This window comes from Thalassospira marina (genome assembly GCF_002844375.1).
Classification (GTDB): Bacteria; Pseudomonadota; Alphaproteobacteria; order Rhodospirillales; family Thalassospiraceae; genus Thalassospira; species Thalassospira marina.
This window is the reverse complement of the sequence record NZ_CP024199.1, coordinates 2,448,974-2,474,163: the sequence shown is the minus strand read 5'-3', so window position 1 is coordinate 2,474,163 and position 25,190 is coordinate 2,448,974. Positions and strand designations below refer to the sequence as shown.

The window sequence follows — 25,190 nt, the reverse complement described above, 5'->3', positions numbered from 1 at the left end:
TTTGTCTGGCTGGCTTGGCTGGGTGGGGTGCTTGCGCAGGCGTTATGCCGCACTTGTTATGCGAAGCTGGCCATATTGCCGGGGCGATACGCCCATTTCACGTTTGAACGCGGTGCTGAACGCGCTTTCGGATTCGTATCCCAGGTCAAGCGCGATCACGGAAACCGGTTCGCGTGATGTTCCCAGCCTTTCACCTGCCAGCAACATGCGCCATTGCGTCAGATAGGCCATCGGGCTTTTGCCAACGCGGTCTTTGAATTTGGCGGCAAAGGCCGAGCGTGACATGCCAGCATAATTTGCCAGAAGCTCCACAGTCCAGGGATAGGCTGGGTCATTGTGAATGGCACCAATGGCGGCACCCAGTTGCCGGTCTGACAGGGCAAAAAACCAGCCGGTGCCATCCTGTGCGCTATCCAGATGCTGGCGCAGCGCCTGAACCAGCATCATATGCGCGAGGTTTTGCAAAACAAGGGTGCTGCCCGGTTCGTTCCGGCGCATTTCTTCCATCATCCGTTCAACGGAATGGCGCAGGGCGGCTGATTCGCCATGTTCGTGGATATGAACAATCGGCGGAAGCAAGGCCAGCAGCAGGTCTGCCTGCGTGCCATCAAGGATAAAGCGGCTGCTGGCTACCACGCATTCGCCACCCCCATTAACAGTGCGGATATGCCCGAACCCCTTGTTTTTGGCGAAAAATTCTGCCGCGGCGATGGGGGCGGCATCCAGGCTGCTGCCCATGAAAAAGGCGCAGCCATGGGGCAGTAAAAAGCAGTCGCCGGTTTTTAAATGCACCGGGTCCGCAACCCCATCAACCGATAGCCAGCATTCGCCCTTTACCACAGCCCCGGTTTTTATCCCCCGGCCAAGCGAGGGAAACTGAATACCCCAGGCTCCGGCAATATCCACCCCGGCAGACATGTAACTGCGTGGTTTGAGCAATGACAGAACATCTGATAACGGGTCCATGAGCTTTCCTTTTGGACGAACGCGAAACTATTGCGGAGTTTAGCGCATAGTTCGTCCACGCGCTATCGCCTATCTTCCTGTCATCCGGGCTGCAAGGCCCGCCAGATACACACGGTAGCAAGCAGGAGAATGCAATGCGTGTTTTCGTAACAGGTGCAACGGGCTTTGTCGGTAGTGCAGTCGTTCAGGAATTGAGGACGCGCGGCCATAGTGTTTTGGGTATGGTGCGGTCTGACAAATCTGCGCAGGCACTGGCAAAAACCGGGGCGGATATCCATCGCGGTGATATTACCGATCTGGAAAGCCTGCGTAAGGGTGCAGCAGAGTGCGAGGCTGTTATCCATACTGCCTTTAACCATGATTTTTCAAAATTTGCCGAAAACTGCGAAAATGACCGCCATGCCATTGCGGCAATGGGCGAAGTACTGGCGGGGTCTTCGCGGCCTTTTGTGGTGACGTCGGGGATTGGCCTGCTGTCAACGGACGGGATCGCAACCGAAGACGATTTTTCGAGCAATGCGAAGAACCCGCGTGTCGCATCCGAGCAGGCGACGCTGGCTTTGCGCGAAAAGGGTGTTCGGGCATCTTTGATGCGCCTTCCGCCGTCAGTCCATGGGGCGGGTGATCATGGGTTTGTACCGATCCTGATTGGTCTTGCCCGGCAAAAGGGCATGGCCGCCTATATTGAAGACGGGCAAAATATGTGGCCTGCCGTGCATCGCTTTGATGCGGCAAAGGCATATTGTGATGCCATTGAAGCAAAAGATATTTTGCCGGTTTATCACGCGGTTGGCGAAGAAGGCATTCCGTTCAAGGATATCGCCAGCACGATCGGTGCAGGGTTGGACGTGCCGGTCAAAAGCCTGACGCGCGAAGAAGCGGCTGATTATTTTACCTGGTTTGCCCATTTCGCCGGAATCAGCATTCGTGCATCGGCGGCGAAAACCAGCGCCAATCTGGGCTGGGCGCCCGGCGGGCCAGGCCTGCTTGATGATATGCGCAATACCGACTATTTCGCGGGTTAAATATTACGTATTCAGCTTTAAAAGCCGCGGCCGTTCGGGGCTCCGGCTTTTGTCGTTTCAGGCAAAAAGGCGCATGCCGCGTTCGGCAATGATCTTAAAGCCGGTTACCACATGTTCGGCCAAAACATCCTCGATCGCGCCAGCCCCTTCGCGTTTGGCAAGGGTCATGCGATATTCGCCCAAATCGGGCAGGCCGTGATGGGCACCCAGATGCACCAGATCGTTTGAAATAACGCTGATGGGCAGGGGCGCAATCGCAAGATCAGCCCGCACAGCGGCGATCTGGGCCTGGCAAAACTCGCTGGTATAGGCGATGCGATAATTCAGGCCGGCCTCATCCAGTGCCCGAAGTGCCATTGCCCGCCAATAACAGCCCGGTTCGGCCAGGGCCATGGGCAGGGGGCGTTTTTCCATCGCATTGCCATGGCGCGCACCCAGCCAGACCAGTGGTTCAGTATGGATCGGCTGTTGGGGGTCCAGCTCCGGGTCGTAACTGAAAATGGCGATATCAAGTTCGCCCTTGGCAATACGGCGGCGCAAATTGGCCGTGGGGCCCAAATGCACATCAACCTCGACATGGGGGTGGGTGGCGGCAAAGCGTTGCAAAATTTCGGGCATGGCGACAATGCCATTGTCATTGGGCGCACCCAGCCGAATACGCCCGGTAAATTGGGGCTGCAAAAATTTGGAAAAGGCCTCGTCATTAAGTTTCAGCAAACGCCTGGCATAACCCAGCAATATTTCCCCATCGGGGGTTAGCCGTACTTTGCGGGTTTCGCGATAAAACAAATCGCGCCCTACCATTTCCTCCAGCTTTTTGACCTGCAGGCTGATCGCCGATGCGCTGCGATGGACCTGTTCGGCTGCGCGCGAGAAATTGCCGCTTTCGCAAATGGCAACAAAGGTGCGTGCCAGATCAAGGTCCAGATTGGGAATGGTTGGCGGGTTGGCGTTCATCTGTACTCTCGTTTGAGGTTTCCTCACAGATAACGTTAAATCTTCTCGTTTGTTTAATCAATGCCTGTGGGGCAGGGTGGGGCAACAGATGAAGGCACCACAGGAGGTTTTGGATGATGACGCAAACCATGAACCCGCAGCAAAACACCATTTTAACCAGCCGTAATGCCCGCCATAGCAGTGCGGACACAAAGCCTGGCCTGTTGCGCCGTATTTGCGATGCATTGGCACCACGCCCGCAGAACACGCAGGAAACTCGCAGCCTTGAAAAGCTGGACGAGATGATTTTGCGCGATGTGACCGGGCTGTCACGTGCGCAGCTTGATATTGCCCTGCGCCTGCCGGAAAACCTGGCGCGGCGTGAAATTGCCCGCCAAATGCGCCGTCACTGATAAGGCCGATGTCGAAAAAGCAAAAGGACGATCACGGGTGCAAATCAACACCCTTGATCGTCCTTTGATCAAAGCCGGACGGATCAGGCTTTTTTCAGAAACTCGGTTTTCAGGACAATGGTGGTTTTGCCATTGCGGCATTCCACTTCGCTGTCCTTGTTGGTCAGGCGCAGGTTTTTCATCAGGGTACCGCGTTTAAGGGTGGTCGATGTTCCCTTAACCTTCAGATCCTTGATCAGGGTGACGGAATCACCGTCATTAAGCTCGGTGCCGTTGCAGTCTTTAACGTCGCTCATGTAATCCTCGTGCGCGTGGCCATGCCGCCAATGAAGGGCGGTGTGAAAATCGGCAGTTCGGACAAGGCGCGTCCATCATGCAGGAGGGAATAACTGCATTGCCCGCAATGTGCGAACTGCCTGTGAAACGGTCTATAGCCTGCCTTGCGCGCAATTGATTTGTTCTAAAACAAAAAGGGCCGATAAATTTATCAGCCCCTTGGGATTGGTACTTTTCAATCGCGCATCAGGTCGCTACCCGGTTATCGGGCATTTGCGCCAAAGCGGGTTGGCGCAGGGCGACCCAGCAAAAATCCCTGAACAAAATCCACCCCGCGATCAAGCAGGAAATCAAGTTCCTCCTGGCGTTCGACACCTTCGGCGACCACTTCGATGCCAATCTGTTTGGCAAGATCGATCAACTTGCTGGTGATGGCCTGTTTATAGATATCCTGGTCAACATGGTCGATCAGTTCCCGGTCGATTTTGATGATATCGGGCCGCAATTGCGACAGCATATTCAGTGTGGAATAGCCTGACCCAACATCATCCAGGGCAACGCGGAACCCGGAATCGCGATAGGATTTCAAAATCGCGCGTAAATGGTCAACGCTATAGACCTTGTCGGTTTCAATCACCTCGAACACGACCTTGCTGCGGTCAAAGCCGCATTCATTCACCACATTGATCGTCGATCGCAGGCAGGAATTGGGATCATAGATTGATGACGGCGTGAAATTGATAAATACATTGTCGATGCCAGCCGCGTGGGCATTGCGCACATTGGCGGCACGTGCTGCCCGGTCAAGCTGAAATAAAAGGTCAGCCGAACTTGCGGCATCAAACAGGCGGTTGGGCGCGATCATGGCGCCGCTATTGTCAATCGCGCGGATCAGGCATTCATGGGCGTGGGGTGTTTTAAGGTCGGATGCCGCAAAAATCGGCTGAAAAACCGATCGCAACCGGCTTTCCGCCAGCACATCAACCAGCCAGCTTGCACCGATGCGCGCATGAATGGCCGAAATCGATGTGACATGGGCAATGTCATCAATGCCGGGTTCGGCGGCCTGGTCCATGACAAGGGCCTTGGTATCCCGCGCTTCTTCGGGCAACAGCACATCATGAAGGGCCTGCATCATCGCGGGCAGGGTTTCGATATCAAAATTCGCGTAAATCGTCGTAAGGGATGCGTTATTGACAACTTCATGCCCGGTCTTGCGCATTTGCGAAATGATTTTGCCTGCTGTATGGGCGACGGGTGGCCAGACATAAAGCCTGCCATGCCGGGGCAGCGGAAGGGGCATGGCATCGCATTTTTGGCATTCAGTCACAGCAGGCTCCGTCTGGATGATTACGATCCAGAACCGGTGAAGGGTAGTTTCATGGCTGAATCATTATTTTGTATACAATATGAAAATACCATGTGCAGGGGCGCATCTGTCAACCTTTGGGGATATGCTAATGTGACAGGGCGCACCCGCGAAACTGCGACCTCGCGGCTTCGCAGGTGCGTTGCGCTGTTCGGTACTGGCGGGTGATTAACGCGGGTTTTATGTCGTTCGGCTGTTTGCCTTGCCGCGCAGCCATTTAATCGGCCTGCCATCAATAATTGCCAGGCCCAGCCCAATCACCAGCATGCCCGCAATATCCGTGAATTCAAGGGTTTCCCCCAGAAAGCCAACACCCAGCAATATCGCACTGACCGGGATAAGAAAGGTCACCAGCAAAAGGTTGCTGGCACCCGCCCGGTTTAACAGTTTGAAATACAGGATATAGGCCGCCGCAGTTGAAATACTGGCAATTCCCAACACAGCCAGCCACGTGGGCATACCCGGCATTGGCAAATGCCACGGCTGATCAACCATCAGGGCCAGCGGTGCAAGCATGATGCTGCTGCCCGTTGTTTGCCCGGCTGCCGTTACAATTGGCGGAACGGATTTGAAACGACGGCCAAAAACACCGGCACACCCATATGAAACAGCCGCAGCCAGCACGGCAAAAGGCGCGATGGTGGCAAGGGATATGGCTGATTCATTATTGTTAGTTGTTAAACCCGGCAGTGCATCAAGGGCCGGAATACCGGTAACCACGATGACACCGGCAAAACCCGTGACCACGCCAATGACTTTGCGCAAGGTCAGTTTGTCGCTATCGGTGGCGATATGGGCGATGATCAGGGTGAAAAGCGGGGTAGTGGCATTTAAAATCGCGGCAAGGCCGCTTGCGATATAGGTCTGGCTCCAGACAATCAGGGAAAAGGGGATCATATTGTTTAAAATCCCCATGACCAGAAAGCCCAGCCAGACGGAGGGCGTGTGCGGCAAACTGATGCGGCGCAGGCCAATGATCAGCCATAAAATGGTGGCCGCCAATGCAACACGCGCCAGCACCAGGCTGAAAGGTGGCAATTCCCGCAGGGCGATCTCGGTAAAGAAAAACGACCCGCCCCATAACACTGACAACACAATCAGCATCAGCCAGCTCAGGCCATCAATGCCCTGTTCGGATGGGGATATTTGGGGTTGGGCAGTTGTCTGCCGCCGGGATGCTTTTGACATGAAGGCTCCGCTGAAAATTGTTTTCTGAAACGAAGCCTAGGACCAATTTTTAATTCGCGCTCGCCATCTTCGGACTCTGTCATCCCGCGCCATTTTAAAATCGTGGTGCAAAAGGTGGCTGATGGCGGGCAGTCAGGTCTGACCCTCTGGCTGGCAGGCCAATATCGGCACGTTGCGCATCTGTCAGGTGCTTTATGCCGTTTTTTCTTTCGCTTGTACCGGAAAGTTGCGCCAGATAATCAATGAAGCGATTGAGGCTGTTTAGGGCGTGGTCAAGCCAGGTTGGGGTATTGTCTTTTCCCGCAACATTATGGGTGTGCGGGCTAAATACGGATTTGGCCTTGATGGGGGTTGATGGCATTTAATCCTCCCGGAATGTGAACCAGGCATTGCTGCGAACTGGTGCAATTCCGGAAGGATAAAGGCTGTTTTGACAGGCTGCTCGCTATGGGCGGACCTTGACGTTTATTTGTTTTTGCCGCTCTGGCGTTTATTGCGCGATTTCCGATGTCGCGATCTTGCGTTTGCGCACCGGAATGCGGGCAAATATGGTGATGTTCCCCAGCAGGATCAGAGCAAGGCCAGCGGCCCCCGTTGCCGTCCAGATATAACCTTCAAGGAAGGTTGAAACGGTAAGCGCAACCACCGGGAATAACACGGTGACATAGGCGGCCTTGCCCGCGCCAACCCGGTTTACCAGCGCAAGGTAGGCCAGAAACGCAATGATGGAGCCAGGAATGGCAAGGTAAAGCAAACCGCCGATATAATAAGGGTCGGTTGGCATCACCAGCGTTTCACCGCGTAACAGACCGAAAATCAGCAAGACACCGGCCCCATAGGCCATGCCACGTACAACGGCATCACGGGTGGGAATGCCCAGTTTATGCAGCTTGACCGATACCATATTGCCCGATGCAAAAACCGCCGTACCGCCCAGTGCGCAGGCCATGCCGGTGATCGCGGTGGCATTATGCGAAAGCGATGCAAGCTGGTTGGCAAACAGGCAGACGATACCGCCCAGGCCAAGTGCGGCCCCACCCATAAAGCGCATGCCGGGGCGCTGCCCGTAAAACAGCCAGTTGCCAATGGCATTAAAAATGGTCGATGTCGTAAACAGCACGGCGATGATGCCGCTGGCGATATAGGATGACGCCGTATACATCAGAATAAAGTTGATGGCGAAAAGGCCGCAACCCAAAAGGAAAATCCAGGGATGCGCGCTCCATGGCACGGGTTTCAGCCGACCGGTAATGGCCATGCCGGCGGCAAGCACCGCGGCGGCCAGGCCAAAGCGATAGAATATCGAAATTTCAATGGGGATCGGGCCGATCTGCATTTTGATCGCATACCAGGTAAACCCCCAGCAGAAGGTAACAATGGCAAAAAGGGCGGCGGTCATTGGGGCTACTTTCGCTACAAATAATGTTTAGCGTGATATAGGCCCAATTCCGTTTTTCGGCTTTCACGATATTGCTGCGTTTTTCACAATCTTGCGCAAAACTGTAGGGCATTGTGAAATTGCGCGAAGGCAGGGCTGGTAAAAACCGGTTGGCAGGTCCAATATTACATCATGGTTTTGTGCCGCCCGTTTCTGGAACACCGCATTAAATGACGACGCCTCGCTATCAAAATTATACCGTTTTCAACGAACTGAAAAACGATGCCGATATTGTTGCGGCGGGGGATTTCGGTGATGAAATTTCGGCTGTGCGCTGGCGCCGCGATTCCTATGCCCATAGCCGCTATGATAACCCGGACCACCACACCCTCAGCCTGTATCTGACCGGCGGGACGGGCATATTGCGCGAACAGGGCACTGTGCCGTTATCAGGTGGTGGGCCCGGGCGCGTTTGTGTGATGCCCGCGCATATATCATCGGACTGGATGGTGCGTGGCCAGGTCGAACTGTTCCATCTTTATATTCCCGTGGCTGCCTGGGATCGCGCGGTTGTCGAGGTGCTTGATACCGACCCCGCGCGCATCGAATTGACGGAAAAAACCTTTTGGGTGGACCCCGCAGTCGAGCAGATGGTGCGTAATGTTATTGTCCCGCTCGACTGGAATGCCCCGGCAGACAGGCTTGTCATGTCATCGGCCGGGTATGGCCTTTTGCATCATCTGTTATCGAATTACACGGTCCAGAAACCGGCGGTAAATGGCATTCGTGGCGGGTTAAGTGGTGCTGTCCGGCGGCGCGTGATTGATTATGTTGCTGCCAATCTGGAACAGGCGATAACGCTGGATGATCTTGCCAGTGTTGCCGGGTTGTCGGTATTTCACTTTTCGCGGATGTTTAGGACTTCGCTGGGCGAGGCGCCGCATCAATATGTCTTGCGCAAGCGTATTTCCCAGGCGCGCAGCATGCTTCATGACGGGGATCTCGCCCTGGCCGAAATCGCAATGGCCTGTGGCTTTTCAAGCCAGGCCCATCTGACCACGCGGTTCGGGCATATTGTGGGTGTGTCGCCCGCGCGCTACCGCCAGATCGTGCTTGATCATGCTGCCATGGGGCGTGATGTGACTGCCGCACCGCTTTGGAGGTTTTTACCCCGTTAATTTCCCCAGCGTTTGATTAGCCTTAAATTGGCGGCTTGATTAATCCGGGCTCTATATCGCAAAATTGGCCGGTGTTTTATGCATCAGCCGTTGCTTGCATGTGCTGGTGCAGCTGATTTTCGGGAACCAACCACAGAAATGTCGCTCAGCTTTCGCAATTACCGTTCCGAAACCCTCACGCATAGCCATGATGATTTTCATCAGATCATCATTTCGCATCATGGCGTGCTGGATTTGGATATTGACGGGGCCGGGGGCGAAGTTCGTGGTCGGCAAATTGCTTTTGTGCCTGCCGGGGCCAAACACGCCTATCGGGCGCAGGGCATGAACCGCTTTCTCGTAATCGACCTGGATGCGGGGCTTGCGAAAAATGCCGGGTTGGAACAGCTTTGGCAAAAGGCTGGCGGCAGTGCCTATCTTTCAATCGCGCAGGATATCCGCTTTGGCGATCTTGAAAAACTGTCTTCCGTCAGCATCCGGGCTCCGCAGGTAAAGCCGGATCATGTTCAAGCGGGCTTTGGCACCAGCTCGCGTGCCTCAATTCCCATGGCGGGAAACCTTGCAGGGCAGGATATGCTGCCGTTTTTAAGTGATCTTTTGCGCGCTGCCGGGCAAAGGCAGAAAGCCGGGTCTTTCTCGCATCTTGGGGATGCCGATGCAGGGGGCATTCCCCCGCGTCTTGCCCGGGCGATGGAATGGGCAGCTGCCCGGCTAGGCGAACCGGTCAATGTTGCGCAAATGGCGCGGATCGCGGCGCTTTCCGAAAGTGCTTTGTTCGCGGCATTTGAACGCCATGTTGGCTGTTCGCCTATGCGCTGGCTGGTTGCCTTGCGCCTTGATCAGGGGCGGGACTGGTTATCGGATCAAGCCAATTGCGACAGTATCGGCGATATCGCCAGTCAGGCCGGTTTTCAGGATCAAGCTGCTTTTTCGCGCGCCTTTTCCCGGCGGTTTAATGTTTCGCCCGCCCAATACCGCAAACAATGCCGTGCCGGTTAAAACTGCATTTTGATGATATTGGAAAGCCCCAGGACAGGAGTTTGAGCAAAGACAGAACCGGCTAATCCGCCCTATCGTCGGGCTGATTTATGGTGTGATGGAAAATTCCGATGTCTTTGCTTGATCCAAAAACCAGGGCGACCCTGATTGGGACACTTGCCGTTTTGCTGTGGGCGTTGCTGGCCCTGTTCACCACAGAGGTTAAATCCATCCCGCCATTCGAGCTGGTCAGCCTGTGTTTTTCTGTTGCATCGGTTTTCAGTGCGATCTGGATTTCCCGAAAGGGGCTTTCGGCCTTTCGGGCATTACGTCAGCCGGTTGGGGCGTGGGTGCTTTCGGTTGGCGGGCTGTTTGGCTATCACTTTTTCTATTTTGTCGCCCTTGCCAATGCGCCAGCCGTTGATGCCAGCCTGATTGCTTATCTATGGCCGTTATTTATTGTGCTGTTATCGGCTTTTTTGCCCGGCGAACGGTTGCGCTGGTTTCACATTGCCGGGGCGATTTGCGGGCTGGGCGGTGCGGCGGTGCTGGTCAGCAAAGGGCAGGGCGTTAATTTCGACCCGGCATTTGCGGTTGGTTATGGTGCGGCGCTGGTATGTTCAATTTTGTGGTCAGGCTATTCCGTTTTGAACCGCCGGTATCGCGCTGTTCCGGTCGAGGTTGTTTGCGGGTTTTGTGCTGGAGCCGCTATCCTGGGTTTTATCACCCATGGTCTGCTTGAAAACTGGGTCACACCCGATGCCAGTCAGTGGCTGGCAATTGCTGGCTTGGGGCTTGGTCCGGTTGGTGTTGCCTTTTTCGTGTGGGATTACGGCACCAAACATGGCGATATTCAGGTTCTGGGTGTGTCTGCCTATGCCGCGCCATTGCTTTCAACATTGATATTGATTGCTTTTGGCCGTGCTCCGGCCAGCCCGGCAGTCATTTGGGGATGCCTTTTGATTGTGGGTGGTGCGCTGTTGGCGTCGAAAAATATGTTCGCGCGGCGTCGTTCTCGCATGGTGAGTTAGTCCAAAATTCTTATCCATTTCAGAATTAAATGATTAAACCCGGCATTGAATTGCCGGGTTTGTCTTTTTTATAGGCTTTATTGCCGTGTGACTTATTTTTAGGCTGTGCATTGCAATATAAATGACTTATGGTCATAGGCGTACCGGGGAATTCTGGGGGGAATGTCACCACGGTCGAAAAATGCTTCGGGACACAAATATGAAGCAATTACAAAAAAAGGATCCGCTGTCGTCAATGAAGGAAGCGATGGCAGCACGGGATTTTGACAGAGCAGCAGCCATCGGCGTGAAACTGGCAAGAACCCATCCGAAGAACGTAGAGCTGCTGCTGATGACGAGCGTTGCCGAACTTCAGGGTTCGCATCCCCGTCGTGCATTCACACATTTGTCCAAACTGGCGCAAATCGTGCCGGTATCGGGCCGGCATATTGGTATGGTCTTGCAAAACCTGATGGTTTTTGCACGTGCAACAGGTGACTACCATTCAGTAACGGCGCTGGCTGATAAACTCTATCGCCAGAACCGTAGCGAACCGCTTTATGCTGAATATCTTGCCAATGTTCTTGTTGAATATGATCGGCGTATTTCAATTGCGCCAACCTATTCGCCTGACATCGTGCGTGCGATTTCATTGTTTGAAAATATTCCGCAGAATTTTGCGCATTATCAGCGTAGTCAGCTGGCACTTGCGCAGCTTTATATTCGCGTTGATATGGCTGATAAGGGTTTGGCCCTTTACGAGAAACTTGTTGCGGCCCAGCCGGATAACCGGGCAATCCGCCATTTGCAGATTTCAGCCCAGGCACTGACCGGGCAGGTGGATCCGGCCGTTTGCAATAGCCTTGATCTGATTGAAAACCATCAGGAAACCAATACGCAACCCTATCTGGTCGTGGCGTTTTTACGGCCGCATGTCATGCCCGATAGCGCCATTCCGTTTCTTGAAAGTGTTTTCTCCGATGCGGCACAAAATCCCTTGCATCGCTATAATGCGGCATTTGCCCTGGCGCGCACGGCAGAGGTTCGCCAGCAGTTTGAAGACGCCTTCAAATGGTATGAAAAAGGCCATGCGGTACATCGCGAAGCCAATGGTTATAATGCCAATCAGGAATTGGCAGAGATCGACCGGATTATCGAGCTTGCAAACCGTGATGATTTAAGCGCTGAAGCACAGGCAAAAGCGATTGAAAAACTGTCGGCGGGTGATGATGCAACCGCGCCAAAGCCGGTCTTTATTGTGGGGATGCCGCGTTCGGGCACAACCTTGACCGAGCGGATCATTGGTGCGCATAGCGATGTGCATGCCGCTGGCGAAGCCGGTGATTTTGCCCGTGCGGTTGGCGAAGTTGTCGGCTGGGGCAGCATTTCCGAACAGATGGCCCTGATTGACGATAAAGCGGCGCGCGCCATTCGCAAAAAATACCTTGCCGCCATGAAGGGTTATGCCCCGAGCGCTAAAATGGTTGCCAATAAAACGCCTGCCAATTTCCTGCGCACAGGGCTTATTCGCCGTGTATTCCCGGATGCACCGATTGTTCATTGTCAGCGTCATCCGCTGGCAATTACGCTTTCGATTTATACAACGCCATTTGCCAATCCTATGCGCTTTTCCGACAGCCTTGATGATCTGGCGGATTATTACCGTGCCTATGAAAAACTGATGCAGTCCTTTTCATCGCAGGATGATGCGGGGCAGATTTTCAATTTGTCCTACGAGGAACTGGTATCAGACCCTGAAACAATGGCACCGCGTTTGCTAGCGCATTGCGGCCTTGATTGGCAGGCAGATTGCCTTGAATTTTACCGTAGCCGTCAGGCCGCACGTACCGCCAGTCTTATGCAGGTGCGTCGCCCGATCAATGCTGAATCGGTTGATAAATGGCAACGCTTCAAACCGTTCATCGGTCCGCTGGCCGAACTGGCAGGGCCGGGCGATGATAATGACACATCAGGCAATCGCCGGACCGAAGCCGCCTGATTGCCTGTTGCCGGACCTGGAAAGTGCAAACAGCCGCCCCGTTAATGGGCGGCTGTTTGCGTTTTTCGCCAAAAACAGGCTTCTATTCGCAAAAGGAAGCCATTACCTCTAGGATGAGTTTGAAAAAAGCAGCCACGCAACCCTAGAGGCATCCATGACACTGACCCTGCCCAAGGCGGAATTGCATTTGCATCTGGAAGGGGCGATGACGCCCGATCTGGTCCGGCTTTTTGCCGCGCGTAACGGCATTGAAATTGCCGATGGTCTGTATGATGAAAATGACCGTTATATCTGGTCAGATTTCCCGCAATTTCTTGATAGTTTTGATGGTGCCAGCAGTGTTATCCGCACCCGGCAGGATTATAGCGACCTGACATGCCAGTATCTGGTTGAACAGGCAAAAATTGGCGCGCTGTATGTCGAGCTTTTTTGTTCACCATCGCACGCGGCGATGCAGGGCCTGTCATTTGATGATCATTTGCTGGCGGTGGCCGACGGTATTGATCGCGCCTTCCGCCAAAGCGGGATTATCGGCCGTATCGTTATGACCTGTGTGCGCCATTTGGGCCCGGACCAAGCCATTGACGTTGCACGCGAAACGGTTGCTTGCAAACATCCCTATATTGTCGGTTTTGGCATGGGGGGAAATGAAAGCCTTTTCACCCAGAAGGATTTTTATCCTGCCTATAAAATTGCGGCGGATGGCGGGTTGGGCTGCACTACCCATGCTGGCGAGGTTTTGGGGCCAGAAAGTGTGTGGGATGCGATTGACCATTTGCCGGTAGACCGCATTGGTCATGGTGTGCGCTCGATCGAGGATGAAAAGCTGGTCGCCGAACTGGCAAAGCGCGGCATTGTGCTGGAGGTTTGTCCCGGTTCCAACATTGCCCTGTCAGTGTATCCTGATTACGCCAGTCATCCGTTGCGCCGGTTATATGATGCCGGGGTGAAGGTAACATTAGGGTCGGATGACCCACCATTTTTCCATACAACGCTGGCTGATGAATATCAGCGTGCCCATGATCTTTTCGGGTTTAGCGAAGATGAATTGCGCGGCATCACCCGCACGGCAATTAACGCGGCGTATGTGGATGCTGAGACCAAAGCATCACTGCTTGCCAGGGTTTGATCACAATAATATTTGCGAAGTGATGTGACCAAAAAAGGGGACGCGCTGTGAATGGCGCGCCCCTTTTTCTCACAAAATACAGGCAGCCTTACCAGCGCTGTTTGCCTAACAGTTTTTCGCCTAGCGGGGTTAATTCGGCGCGGGCATAACGGGTTTGTTCCCAATTGCGCGGATCGCCGGGGAAGGCATGGCCACGGGCAGGCAGACGTTCATCCCAGCTTTTAACGCGCCAATCCACCAGTTCGGCTTGATCCTGCGATGCTGGTGCCATCGAGATATATTGTGCAATTCTGGCCGAATTGGACCGGTTGGCACGAATGCCATGTGCCAGCAAACTGTTAAAGATTAAAAGGTCACCTGCCTGCATGGGGACACGGTGGCAGGGATAGGGCATTTCATCCATATCGGGGCGAAACGGGTTGCGCCCTTCAGGTGCGGTTTCCAGCCACGCTGCAAAATTTTCAAACAGTTCCGGCACGCATTGAAAGCCGCCTGTTTCATCGGTGGTATCGGCCAGTGACAGGACACCCTGCACATTAATCGGTAACGGACGCTGGCTTGTATCTTCGTCCCAATGGATAAAACCATCAAAGGCACGTTTGCCAACATTGGGTGTATTCAGGTTGGCGCGGTCGATGGACACCCACAAATCTTCGCGATCCCAGATATCGACAAAGGCATCATAAATGCGCGGACACTGGCGGTTATCCCACATGGTTTGGTGATGATAGGCCTCTACCATGCCGGAATTGTTAAGTTCGGTCATGGCGTGGTCGCGCAATTGCGGACGCGACCATGTTTCAGGGTCGTTTTTGTCCATTTCCTGAAATTCCCACAGGAAATCGGCAGTTGCCTGCGCCTGGGTCAGGGAAATGGCATTGCGTACAACAACATAACCATAACGCTGCCAATGTGCGAAATCGTCCTCGCCAAGTACACGCAGGGGCAGGGCCTTTTTCATGTCACGCAGTTGCGTTCCGTTGACAATGCTGGTTGATGCATTGCCCGGCCGGTCGGCATTGGGTGACATGGTCATGGTTTGCGGGGTATTTGCCGCGGACATGGCAGACATGGACATGAAAATTCCTCCTGATCGTGCGGGCCTGATGGCGTTTGCATTTAATAGAGGCATTCTAATTTGCCGTCATATTCACTGCCCACTGACGTAACGGACGAAATCTGATACTATTCGGCCAAATTGATGGGAAAAGGTGCCGGAAAGTGAAATTGCTGTATGAACATGTGCAAATATCGCCACAGCGTTCCTGGCGCGGTCTGCATCGCAGGCTGCCGGCCATTCCGTTTGAATGGCACTATCACCCTGAATATGAATTGACGCTGACGATAAACAGCATCGGGCGGCGGTATGTCGGCGATCATATTGGCGATTACGAAAACGAAGATCTGGTCCTGTTGGGGCCGAACCTGCCCCATACATGGCATTCCTCAAATGCCCATGCGCCGGTAACGGGCGGTGACGGTGCCGGGCAAGTTGTGGGCGGCGGAAATGAAATTGTCGCGGGTGAAGCCGCAACCAACGATACAGTCACGGGGGAATGCAGCCAGGAACCACACCAGGCATTTGTCTTCTGGTTTTCAGCAAGCTGGATTGATCAGATTTGTGCAACAATGCCAGAACTTTCGCCACTTGTGCCTGTTTTGCATCTATCACGCCGTGGTGCCGTGTTTGACCGGGAAATCGCATGCCGGGTTGCGGCACTAACTCCACGGTTTGAAAACGGCCCACCGGCCGATCAGCTTGTATTGCTGCTGGAGGTTCTGGCCATTTTAAGCATGGCAAAAAATGTGGTGCCGCTGGCATCGGCCCGTTTTGATGCCGCCATTCCCAACCGCAGCGAGGCCACCCGGCTGGGAAAAATCCTGGATATTCTTCATGCGCGTTATGCTGCCCCGCCAACCGCGATTGAGCTTGCCGGTGAAATGGGCATGAGCGAGCGGACCCTGCGGCGTTTTTTCAAGGCCTATATGGGCAGTAATATGCAGGATTATATGATGGGCTTGCGGTTGGGGCGGGCGGCGGCATTGCTTCTTTCGTCGGATTTGCCGGTGTATCGTGTGGCAGAGGAATCAGGATTTGAAAATCTGTCACATTTTAACCGGCAATTTAACCGCCATAAGGGCATGACGCCGTCTGCCTTTCGGGCATCGCGCTTTCGCAATTCTGCCGCGTAAAAAGCATAATCAGAGGTCGCTAACTGAACGAGAAAGCCTAGCTGGCAACCTGTGCTTCGACCATATCCTGCTGGTTTGCCGATCCAAACCAGTTGGCATGATGATGGTGGATATGGTTGTCAAAAATGTCCCAGAACTGGCCGCGCAAGTCGTCACGTTCCTGCAGGATCTCGTGCCGGGAACCCGCCACTTCGTGCAGGGTAACATCGGGGTGGGATGCAAACAGGCGTTTGGTGGCGACATTGCTGACAACCCTGTCATCACCTGACAAAATCATCGTGGTGGGTGTTAGGGCTTGCCCATTCTTTTGCGATGCCTTGCCAGCAGCTTCGGCCAGTTGGAAATCCAGCAATGCCTGTGCACGGAAACACGCATTAAGCCAGCCTGCCGAAACACCACCCACAATCAGGTCCGGCTGTTGGTGCAACAGGGCAAAGCTGCGTTCATAGCGTCCCTTGTCCGATGTCAGCAGGTTTTCCGGGTGGAAAGGCTGCAGGGGGGACAGCATCTTTTGACCGGGCAGATATTTTTTATCCATGCCAGCCTTGCACAGGCTTGCCGAAATCACTTTGGCCAGGCGCACCATCCAGTCCGGGCCGCTTAGCCCGAAAAACGGGGCTATCATCAAGGCTGATGAAAACTGTGTCGGGGCGGCCAGCAACAGATTGATGCCAACCAGCCCGCCGGTTGAATGGGTCATCAACATCGGGCAGTCAATGTCGTGGCGGGCACGGACGTAATCGGCAACGGTGTGGGCATCTTCGACATAATGGGCGATATCGGCGACATAACCCATTTCGGAAATTGTGGTTTCGCGGACCGACCCACCCTGACCGCGAAAATCAAACGCAACACAGCCGATCTGGCGTGCGGCAAGGTCACGGGCAGTTTCGCTGTAACGTTCAATAAACTCGGCCCGACCCTGCAAAATGAAAATATGGCCGCGCGCGTTTCTGGGCGAAGAAATGCCATAACGTAGTTTCGTCCCGGTCGAGGACAGGCAATGCTGGATTTCAAATGGCATTAATTCGGTCTCGTTTTTGCGGCGTCATCGGGGTTTGGGCGCGGGTGGGTATGAACCCGGGATACAGATCGGCCCACAATGCTACAGTGGTAACGATTTAAACCCGTTAGTGTTCCAGCGCCTTATGGATGAAATCTGTCATTTTTTCCATCATGCGGCCAAAATCGGGGTTAAATGTTCCGCGCCGCAATGTTCCGGGCGTGGCAGAATCCAAAAGATTGGTTTCACCATAAATGGCGTCGTCATTATCGTCTTCACAGGCCTTGTAATCGGCGGGTTCGCTGTAATGGTCACAGCGGCGATAATCGCCATTCAGGCCATAATGCGGGTTATCCGGGCGCATTGTCATTGCCGTGTGGGCGTGGTTGACAGTGCGAAGGTCAGGATTGGCCGATGTGACAATATCAATATCATCACAAATCGGCTGGATGCGGTCTTCCAGGGCCTTTTCCTCACCCTGGTACCATATCATATATCGGGTGTCTGACTGTACTTTGCCACAAAAGAAATGCACGGCAACATCGCTGCGAACGGTGCGGTCATCCGAACTTGCAGCCATAAAAACCGGCTGGGTGATGGGCGGCAGGGTATTTTCGCCAAACGGCACAGTCAGCAATTGAAATTCGGCTGCTGCATTCATCGGCAGGGATTCATATTTTGCCACATCGTGGTCGCGGTGTTTATCCACCCATGGCATCACATAACGAATATAGGGGCTAAGCCAGGCCAGCTCGCTATAGGCCTGAAAACCGGGCGATAGCAATACCATCCCGGAAAGTTCCGGGTCATTGCGATGGTTTTCGGCGGCCTTGACCACCAATGCCGCGCCCATTGAATACCCAACGGGGATGATATGGCGAATATCGGCATCAAAACTTTCAAAGCCGTATTTGACCATGCTTTGCCAATCGGCGCGGTCTATATCGCGCAAATCACCCGGTACGGTGCCATGCCCGGGCAAAAGCAGGCCATGCAGCGTTGCGCACGGCAGGGCTTCATGCAAAGAGGCAGCTACATCACTTAAAAGATAGGGGCCATCGGACAGGCCATGAACCATCAAAAAGCCCACGCCATCACCATTGGTAACGGTTTTGCCTTTTTGCGCGCAGGCATCGGCATCGGGTTTTATTTCATAGGGCGACCGCATATTGACAGCCTGATCAAGAGTGTAATCGTCAAACGGATGCTGTTCCACGCCAAAACGAATATCAGCCAGCGTATCATGAATTTTACTGCGGCTGTCGCTGACATATTCACCAAAGGGGGTGCCGGGCTGTGGTGTGGTAATCGCGTGGCCCGATGCCTGATACCGACCCGGTTCCTTTTCGCAGGCCGCAACAAGGCAAAGGCCTGCCATCACTAGGCATATTTGCGGGCGAACAAAAAACCGTGGAAATTGCATGAAACGCGATCCTGTGGTGGTCAGATATATTGTCGCCCTGATGGGGCAGGGTTGGTTCTTTTTATCACATGGTGTGCCAACAAAAAAGCAACGGCCCCGTGAACGCGGATGCCGTTGCCTTTATAATAGGCCTGTGCGGGTAAAAGCCGGATTAATCCAGTAGTTCCCAGCTATGTGTCAGTTCGGCTGCCTTTGAAAGCATGATCGAGGCCGAGCAGTATTTTTCAGCCGAAAGATGAACTGCACGTTCGATCTTTGCTTCATTCAGGTTTTCACCGCGCACTTTGAAATGCAGGTGAATTTTGGTGAAAACCTTCGGGTCGGTTTCGGCGCGTTCTGCGGTGATGTCGGTTTCAACATCCTGCACGTTTTCGCGGCCTTTTTGCAGGATATGCACAACATCAATCGACGAGCAGCCTGCAACACCCAGAAGCAGCATTTCCATCGGGCTGGGGCCATAACCGTTTTCGCGGTCCCCATCCATCACCACACCATGACCAGATCCGCTGGTTCCGGTGAAGGTCAGCTTGTCGAGCCATTTAACCCGTGCTTCCATTTTGCCTGTTCCTTTGCGTGACGCCACCAGGTGGCGGCGAGAAGTTTTGCGTGAAATAACCTCTAGCCGGACAAAACTCCTCTATCAAGCCCGCAATTGGTGTAATGGGCTGGCAATGGCGGGATGACATTTGCGTAAATCGTGCAAATATCACAAAAAAGCCCGCTTTAGGCATTTTGTCATGAAAACGAATCAGTTAAAATAACCGCACGTAACATATGGTTTGCTGGGTTGTTAACCATAGGGGGAACCGCGAAATGACCGAAGATCCTGGCCGCACAAAAAGCCGTTTCCGTATGGCACTTGAACATGTAATCCGGGAGATCAACCATGAAGTTATCAGCCCGGCCATACCCGACCTGACGGTTGATGAAATTCTGCCCTTGATGGTTTCGGTTGCACGTTCGCGTGCCGAATATTTGCGTTATGCCTTCAAACTGGCGGGCGATGGCAAATCCAACCACCCGACCGAGGCCGAAGTCCAGAAACTGCGTCAGCTTCGCGAGGCGTATGAGGAAATGAAGGCTGCCAGTCGGGAACTCGAACATTGTGTGGATCGTGGCTATATTGATCTGGCGGATAATCCGACGGCAAAAAAGCCCGCGCTTTGACGATGTAATACTGAAAAACTTCTCCATGTAAGTAGCGGCCTGTGGTTTCGGCAGGGGACCTGCCGTTCCAAGGCGTATTTGCGAAGTTATACTGCGATTGAACAGGGAGTGCGCCGTTAGCGGCGCTTATATGTGCATTGGCGATCAGTTCCGATATTGTTGCGACCGCTGCCCTGGGGCGCGACGGCATTATTTTTCTTTCTGCATCTGATTTGGTAATCCAGCATGCAAACGAAGCCGCATTGAAAATGCTTGATAAGGTCGCGATTGGCCTGAAAAGCGGCACCGCGCTCAAGCAGTTTCTGGCACTTCTGTCACGCGAAGCAAAATTTGTGGATAGCGACGGCGTTGAAGCCGTGCGCAAGGCCCTTTCGGAAATCGGTAAAAAGGGCGAACACGACCTTCCGGCCTTTATTGTCGGCGAAACCCGCATTTCCTGGCGCAGGATTGATGGCCCGTCAAACCTTGTGGTTTTGATGTTGCGCGACATCACCCGTAGCGAGGCCATGACCCGCACGCTTAACGACCATAAATTCTTTATCCAGCATCTGATCGATGTTCTGCCGATCCCGATTTACGTCAAAAACCTTGATGGCGTAATCAACCGTTGCAACACGGCCTTTTCCGAACTGATCGGCAGCAAACTTGATGCTGTTTTGGGGCGCAAATCATCGGATGTGGCACCGGCCAAGCTTGATGCGACGATGAAAGCAAAGGAAAAGCCGCTACTGACCAAGGAAGGTAATATCAGCGATGAAATTACCTTTGCCAGCCTTGATGGCTCGGAAAAGGCGGCTATTTTTGCAGCATCGACGCTTAAAACACCCAGCGGGGCCATCGGTGGCACCATCGGCTCGCTGATTGATATTACCTCGCTTAAAAAGGCCGAAGCCGAAGTTGCCGGTGCGGCCGCCCGCCTGACCGATATTTTGCAAAAAGCCCCCATCGGCGTTGGCATTTCAGACCGCGAAACGGGCAAGTTCCTGTTTTTCAACCAGACCTTTATCGAACTTCTCGGTGTTGAAGTTGAAAGCCCAGCAGGGGCGGACGGGGCTGAACCCGCCGAAGTCAGCAATAAAACGCCGATTACCGATGCGACAGACAGCATTTTGCTTTCGGAACGTTATCGCGAGAAAAGCCTGCTTGAAATGGATGCCATGGGCGAGTTGCATGACGTGGAACTGCGCATTCGTCCCCAAGGTGCCAAAGAAGCCCGCTGGCTGCGAACCTCGCTGGAGCCGCTGCCTTTTGAAGGGCGCGAAGCGGTATTGTGGTGGGTTGCCGATATCACCAAGCAGAAAATGGCGGCCCGCGAATTGCAGAACAAGGCCAACAATGATGAACTGACCGGCCTTGCCAACCGTGCCCGCTTTATGCAGAAGCTCAACCATTGTGAATCGGTTTTGCGTGGCACGGAAACGCCTGCTGCTGTCTTCCTGCTGGATCTGGACGGTTTCAAACAGGTGAACGATACATTGGGCCATGCCGCCGGGGACTGGGTGCTGGTTGAAACCGCACGCCGCTTGGTGCGCGTTGCCCGCCGTGCCGATGAAGTGGCGCGTTTGGGCGGCGATGAATTTACCCTGGTTTTCGTCAATAAAGGCAAAGCAGCCGAAATGGCGAAAATGGCCGATGAAATCCTTAAATCGCTGGCAGAACCCTATGTCTGGGAAGGCAAGGTATGCCCGATTGGCGCATCGATTGGTATTTCGGTGTTTGATGGCGGTTTCTGTGACATGAGCGAACAACTCCGCCGTGCCGATAAGGCCATGTATCAGGCAAAGCTGGCCGGGAAGGGGCAATATGCCCTTTATGATGTCGAAAAAGATGTTGATCTGATCGAAGAATAATCAGGCCTGATAGCCCGATTTATTCAGAACCCCGTTTGCATCTGCAGGCGGGGTTTTGTGTTGGTTGTTGGGGGCATGTTATTGTGACGCAGCCTCTTCGCGCCTTTGTCCCTTGTAGGCCAATGGGTGGTCGGAAGCGGCACGTGCTGTTCGGGTGCTCAAAAAAGAAACGCCCGGCAAAATGCCGGGCGCTCCGATTACGTTGGTAATTGGCGAACCAATTAGCCGCTGTAGTACATGTCGAATTCGACCGGGTGCGGCGACTGTTCGAAACGGATAACTTCTTCCATTTTCAGACCGATATAAGCATCGATCAGGTCGTCGCTCATCACGTCGCCCTTCTTCAGGAACTCGCGGTCCTTGTCCAGGCTTTCCAGTGCTTCACGCAGGGATGCGCAAACGGTCGGAACTTCTTTGAGTTCTTCCGGCGGAAGATCATAGAGGTTCTTGTCCATTGCTTCGCCCGGGTGGATCTTGTTTTCGATACCGTCAAGGCCAGCCATCAGCATGGCAGAGAATGCCAGGTACGGGTTGGCAAGGGCATCCGGGAAGCGGATTTCAACGCGCTTGCCCTTCGGCGAAGCGGTGTACGGAATACGGCAGGAAGCCGAACGGTTACGGGCAGAGTATGCCAGCAGAACCGGTGCTTCAAAACCCGGAACCAGACGCTTGTAGCTGTTGGTGGTCGGGTTGGTGAATGCGTTCAGCGCCTTGGCATGCTTGATGATACCGCCGATATAGTACAGAGCGGTGTCAGACAGGTCAGCATAGCCGTTACCAGCAAAGAGCGGCTTGCCTTCGTGCCAGATCGACTGGTGGGTGTGCATGCCAGAACCGTTGTCGCCCCATACCGGTTTCGGCATGAAGGTTGCGGTTTTGCCATACTGGTGTGCAACCATGTGGATGCAGTATTTGTAGATCTGGATCGCGTCAGCATGTTCGATCAGGGTGCCGAAACCGATACCCAGTTCGTGCTGCGACGGAGCAACTTCGTGGTGGTGCTTTTCGCAACGCACGCCCATTTCGTTGATGTAGTTGACCATTTCGGCGCGGATGTCGTTGGCCGAGTCAACCGGCTGTACCGGGAAGTAACCGCCCTTCGGACCCGGACGGTGGCCACGGTTGCCGCCTTCGAATTCGGTGCCGGTGTTGTACGGACCTTCTTCGGAGTCAAGCTGGTAACCCATGCCTTCGCCAGCGGTGGTCCAGCGAACGTCGTCGAACATGAAGAATTCAGGTTCAGCACCGAAATATGCGGTGTCGCCGATACCGGCCGATTTCATGTAAGCAAGTGCGCGTTTTGCGGTCGAACGCGGGCAGCGCTCGTAACCCTGGCCGGTCGCCGGTTCGATAACGTCACAGAAAACGATCAGGGTCGGCTGTGCGGTGAACGGGTCAACAACGGCGGTCGAGGGATCGGGCATCAGAACCATGTCGGATTCATTGATTTCTTTCCAGCCCGAAATGGACGAACCGTCGAACATGATGCCGTCGGTGAAGACGTCTTCATCGATCGAGCAGATGTCCTGCGCGGTGTGCTGCCATTTACCTTTGGAATCGGTAAAGCGCAGATCCACGAACTGGATGCCTTTTTCTTTGATCAAATTAAGTACTGAAGCAGCGTCAGACATGATGCAACCCTTTAAAACTCAATAATTCAGTGACCGTATGGCGAGCAGAAACGTAACGACCGATCAGATCGCGTCGTTACCCCGTTCGCCGGTACGGATACGGATCGCGTCCTCAAGCGAGGATACGAAAATTTTACCATCGCCGATCCGGCCGGTATGGGCAGCCTGCTGGATTGCCTCGATTGCACGCTCGACCAGCGTGTCTTCGACAACAATCTCAAGCTTCACCTTCGGCAGGAAATCGACCACATATTCAGCGCCACGGTAAAGTTCCGTGTGACCTTTTTGACGGCCAAAGCCCTTGGCTTCGGTAACGGTAATCCCTTTAAGGCCGATCTCCTGAAGGGCCTCCTTAACCTCGTCAAGCTTGAACGGCTTGATGATGGCTTCAATCTTTTTCATTAAGCGCCCTCTGCTTTGTGCGAGAGTTGCGATGAACTCGGTCAATGTGGTTAGCACGGCGCGTGCCAGTTTTAAGCTCCCGTCGCCGAGTGCCGATATTCTAGGGAGTCTTATGGCGAAAACCTAGTAAAACCCACCGGTTATCATGGAAAATTTATTATTTGCTGATCGTATTTTAGGCAGTTTGCATAAAAAATATGCAAAATGATGACGCATCGAGAGGCATCTGGAAAAATTGTAAAATCTGCCGCGCCAAAATTGTTATTTCCGTGCGCAATCAGACCAAACAAAAGGCATGTTGCGGGGCACCGATTCTATTTTTGCGGGTGGGATGAGGCATGATTGCCTGTTTTATTGCGCCTATCGGTGCGCGATGCTGGTCATTGCCCTGCCATCGTGGCAGAAACATATGAAGATACAGAAACATGCAGGGCTGCTTTGCCATCATATGGTGATCGCCTGCGCAAGAAGATTTGACCAAGACAGGTAAAAGGACGGTTCGTGATGTCGGATTTTATCGGCAATCCATTGTTTGCATCGGGCGGTATTACGATTTTTGAAGTCATGAGTGGCCTTGCCCGTAAACACCAGGCGATCAATCTGGGGCAGGGTGCACCCGATACCGATGGCCCGGCCGATATTCGCCAGGCTGCGGCGGATGCAACCATGAACCTGTCCAACCAGTACCCGTCGATGATGGGTATTCCCGAACTGCGCGAAGCCGTCGCCCGCCATAATAAACGGTTCTATGACCTGGATATCGATGCCCAAAGCGAAGTCATGGTGACGGCTGGCGCGACCGAAGCCCTGGCAAACGCCATTTTGGGGCTGGTGGCACCGGGTGACGAGGTTGTCCTGATCGAGCCGCTTTATGACAGCTACCTGCCGATTGTGAAGCTGGCAGGGGGCATTCCCAAACTGGTGCGCGTAACCCCGCCGCATTGGGAATTGCCGCGCGAGGAACTGGCAGCAGCCTTTTCCGACAAAACCAAGCTGGTTCTGATCAATTCACCGATGAATCCCTGTTCCAAGGTTTTTACCGATGATGAACTGGCTTTTGTGGCAGAGCTGGTCACCCGGCACGATGCCTATGCCCTGTGCGATGAAGTTTATGAACATCTGGTTTTTGATGGTCGCAAGCATCGCCCGCTAATGACCTTTCCCGGTATGCGGGATCGCTGTGTTCGGATTGGCTCGGCAGGCAAAACCTTTTCACTGACGGGCTGGAAAGTAGGCTACATCACTGCCTGCGCCAAACTGTTGGAGCCGATTTCAAAAGCCCATCAGTACCTGGTTTTTACAACGGCACCGAACCTGCAACACGGCGTGGCCTATGGCCTTAACCAGGATGACAGCTATTTTGCCGGTTTTACCGCCGATATGGAAAACAAGCGCAACTACCTTATGAAGGGGCTGCGCGAAGTTGGTTTTGATGTGCTGGATTCCCAGGGGACCTATTTTATCACCTGCGATTTCCGCCCGCTGGGGTTTGAAGGCGATGACGAGGCCTTTTGCCAGTATCTGATCGAAAAGGTGGGGGTGGTCGCCATTCCGGTTTCCGCCTTTTATCAGCAGGGCGATGTGCGCCATTTTGTGCGTTTTTGCTTCTGCAAACGCGAGGAAATGATGGAAGAAGCCATCACGCGGATGAAGAAGGTTTTTGCTGCCTGATTTTG

At 53.7% G+C, this 25,190-nt stretch carries 24 protein-coding genes; 11 read left to right on the top strand and 13 right to left on the bottom strand.

The genetic code is table 11. From position 1 onward, the window contains the following. Positions 1-42: 42 nt before the first annotated feature. The gene (locus tag CSC3H3_RS11305) at positions 43-966 is read right to left on the bottom strand and encodes an AraC family transcriptional regulator (RefSeq protein WP_101284872.1); all 924 of its coding nucleotides are present in this window, start codon (positions 964-966) and stop codon (positions 43-45) included. A gap of 134 nt (positions 967-1,100) precedes the next feature. Here CSC3H3_RS11305 and CSC3H3_RS11300 point away from each other — a divergent pair, with 134 nt between their 5' ends. After that, a complete protein-coding gene (locus CSC3H3_RS11300) occupies positions 1,101-1,991 on the top strand; it encodes an SDR family oxidoreductase (RefSeq protein WP_101284871.1) in 891 nt (296 codons plus the stop codon). Between the two features lie 57 nt (positions 1,992-2,048). On the opposite strand, the gene CSC3H3_RS11295 is transcribed toward CSC3H3_RS11300, so the two are convergent. Further along, positions 2,049-2,948: a LysR substrate-binding domain-containing protein gene (locus CSC3H3_RS11295; protein WP_101264298.1), complete on the bottom strand. Its 900-nt coding sequence runs from the start codon at positions 2,946-2,948 to the stop codon at positions 2,049-2,051. Positions 2,949-3,061: 113 nt separating this feature from the next. On the opposite strand from CSC3H3_RS11295, the gene CSC3H3_RS11290 reads away from it, so the two are divergent. Further along, a complete protein-coding gene (locus CSC3H3_RS11290; protein WP_101284870.1) occupies positions 3,062-3,340 on the top strand; it encodes a hypothetical protein in 279 nt (92 codons plus the stop codon). Between the two features lie 83 nt (positions 3,341-3,423). Here CSC3H3_RS11290 and CSC3H3_RS11285 read toward each other — a convergent pair whose 3' ends face one another. From CSC3H3_RS11285 to CSC3H3_RS11265, 5 genes are all read right to left on the bottom strand, one after another. Then, the gene (locus CSC3H3_RS11285) at positions 3,424-3,636 is read right to left on the bottom strand and encodes an alkylphosphonate utilization protein (protein ID WP_101264660.1); all 213 of its coding nucleotides are present in this window, start codon (positions 3,634-3,636) and stop codon (positions 3,424-3,426) included. Between the two features lie 242 nt (positions 3,637-3,878). Next, positions 3,879-4,946, bottom strand: coding sequence for an EAL domain-containing protein (locus tag CSC3H3_RS11280; protein WP_245881088.1), 1,068 nt, complete (start codon positions 4,944-4,946; stop codon positions 3,879-3,881). A gap of 219 nt (positions 4,947-5,165) precedes the next feature. After that, positions 5,166-6,173, bottom strand: coding sequence for a DMT family transporter (locus tag CSC3H3_RS11275; RefSeq protein ID WP_101284869.1), 1,008 nt, complete (start codon positions 6,171-6,173; stop codon positions 5,166-5,168). A 94-nt stretch (positions 6,174-6,267) separates the two neighbouring features. Continuing rightward, complete coding sequence (locus CSC3H3_RS11270) at positions 6,268-6,534, bottom strand: hypothetical protein (RefSeq protein WP_101284868.1); 267 nt, start codon at positions 6,532-6,534, stop codon at positions 6,268-6,270. A 129-nt stretch (positions 6,535-6,663) separates the two neighbouring features. Continuing rightward, complete coding sequence (locus CSC3H3_RS11265; protein ID WP_101284867.1) at positions 6,664-7,572, bottom strand: DMT family transporter; 909 nt, start codon at positions 7,570-7,572, stop codon at positions 6,664-6,666. Positions 7,573-7,781: 209 nt separating this feature from the next. On the opposite strand from CSC3H3_RS11265, the gene CSC3H3_RS11260 reads away from it, so the two are divergent. From CSC3H3_RS11260 to CSC3H3_RS11240, 5 genes are all read left to right on the top strand, one after another. After that, on the top strand, positions 7,782-8,729 hold the full coding sequence (locus CSC3H3_RS11260; RefSeq protein ID WP_101284866.1) for an AraC family transcriptional regulator: 948 nt from the start codon (positions 7,782-7,784) through the stop codon (positions 8,727-8,729). Positions 8,730-8,867: 138 nt separating this feature from the next. Next, positions 8,868-9,728 (top strand): helix-turn-helix domain-containing protein, encoded by an 861-nt coding sequence (locus CSC3H3_RS11255; protein WP_172963417.1) that lies wholly within the window; start codon positions 8,868-8,870, stop codon positions 9,726-9,728. A 110-nt stretch (positions 9,729-9,838) separates the two neighbouring features. Continuing rightward, positions 9,839-10,738 (top strand): aromatic amino acid exporter YddG, encoded by a 900-nt coding sequence (gene yddG, locus CSC3H3_RS11250; RefSeq protein ID WP_101284864.1) that lies wholly within the window; start codon positions 9,839-9,841, stop codon positions 10,736-10,738. Positions 10,739-10,937: 199 nt separating this feature from the next. Then, a complete protein-coding gene (locus CSC3H3_RS11245; protein ID WP_157831880.1) occupies positions 10,938-12,716 on the top strand; it encodes a tetratricopeptide repeat-containing sulfotransferase family protein in 1,779 nt (592 codons plus the stop codon). A gap of 154 nt (positions 12,717-12,870) precedes the next feature. Further along, positions 12,871-13,845 carry an adenosine deaminase gene (locus CSC3H3_RS11240; RefSeq protein WP_101284862.1) on the top strand — a complete coding sequence of 325 codons (975 nt, stop codon included), beginning with the start codon at positions 12,871-12,873 and terminating at the stop codon, positions 13,843-13,845. Between the two features lie 88 nt (positions 13,846-13,933). On the opposite strand, the gene CSC3H3_RS11235 is transcribed toward CSC3H3_RS11240, so the two are convergent. Further along, positions 13,934-14,923: a phytanoyl-CoA dioxygenase family protein gene (locus CSC3H3_RS11235; RefSeq protein ID WP_245881087.1), complete on the bottom strand. Its 990-nt coding sequence runs from the start codon at positions 14,921-14,923 to the stop codon at positions 13,934-13,936. A 143-nt stretch (positions 14,924-15,066) separates the two neighbouring features. On the opposite strand from CSC3H3_RS11235, the gene CSC3H3_RS11230 reads away from it, so the two are divergent. Beyond that, a complete protein-coding gene (locus CSC3H3_RS11230) occupies positions 15,067-16,038 on the top strand; it encodes a helix-turn-helix domain-containing protein (protein ID WP_101284861.1) in 972 nt (323 codons plus the stop codon). 37 nt (positions 16,039-16,075) lie between these two features. Here CSC3H3_RS11230 and CSC3H3_RS11225 read toward each other — a convergent pair whose 3' ends face one another. The 3 genes from CSC3H3_RS11225 to CSC3H3_RS11215 all read right to left on the bottom strand — a co-directional run bounded on the left by CSC3H3_RS11225 (position 16,076) and on the right by CSC3H3_RS11215 (position 19,020). After that, positions 16,076-17,062, bottom strand: coding sequence for an alpha/beta fold hydrolase (locus CSC3H3_RS11225; protein WP_101284860.1), 987 nt, complete (start codon positions 17,060-17,062; stop codon positions 16,076-16,078). A 106-nt stretch (positions 17,063-17,168) separates the two neighbouring features. Beyond that, positions 17,169-18,464, bottom strand: a complete 1,296-nt coding sequence (locus CSC3H3_RS11220; RefSeq protein WP_101284859.1) for an alpha/beta hydrolase — start codon at positions 18,462-18,464, stop codon at positions 17,169-17,171. A gap of 151 nt (positions 18,465-18,615) precedes the next feature. Further along, positions 18,616-19,020 (bottom strand): OsmC family protein, encoded by a 405-nt coding sequence (locus tag CSC3H3_RS11215; RefSeq protein ID WP_101264284.1) that lies wholly within the window; start codon positions 19,018-19,020, stop codon positions 18,616-18,618. Positions 19,021-19,277: 257 nt separating this feature from the next. On the opposite strand from CSC3H3_RS11215, the gene CSC3H3_RS11210 reads away from it, so the two are divergent. Together CSC3H3_RS11210 and CSC3H3_RS11205 are read left to right on the top strand one after the other, a co-directional pair. Then, on the top strand, positions 19,278-19,631 hold the full coding sequence (locus tag CSC3H3_RS11210) for a hypothetical protein (RefSeq protein WP_101264283.1): 354 nt from the start codon (positions 19,278-19,280) through the stop codon (positions 19,629-19,631). Between the two features lie 248 nt (positions 19,632-19,879). Then, complete coding sequence (locus CSC3H3_RS11205) at positions 19,880-21,481, top strand: diguanylate cyclase domain-containing protein (protein ID WP_245881378.1); 1,602 nt, start codon at positions 19,880-19,882, stop codon at positions 21,479-21,481. Positions 21,482-21,702: 221 nt separating this feature from the next. Here the strand turns inward: CSC3H3_RS11205 and glnA are convergent, their stop codons facing one another. Both glnA and CSC3H3_RS11195 read right to left on the bottom strand, forming a co-directional pair. Beyond that, on the bottom strand, positions 21,703-23,112 hold the full coding sequence (gene glnA / locus CSC3H3_RS11200) for a type I glutamate--ammonia ligase (protein ID WP_101264281.1): 1,410 nt from the start codon (positions 23,110-23,112) through the stop codon (positions 21,703-21,705). 63 nt (positions 23,113-23,175) lie between these two features. Next, the gene (locus CSC3H3_RS11195) at positions 23,176-23,514 is read right to left on the bottom strand and encodes a P-II family nitrogen regulator (protein WP_007091888.1); all 339 of its coding nucleotides are present in this window, start codon (positions 23,512-23,514) and stop codon (positions 23,176-23,178) included. Positions 23,515-24,018: 504 nt separating this feature from the next. Here CSC3H3_RS11195 and CSC3H3_RS11190 point away from each other — a divergent pair. Next, complete coding sequence (locus CSC3H3_RS11190; protein ID WP_101284858.1) at positions 24,019-25,185, top strand: aminotransferase; 1,167 nt, start codon at positions 24,019-24,021, stop codon at positions 25,183-25,185. Positions 25,186-25,190 lie beyond the last annotated feature (5 nt).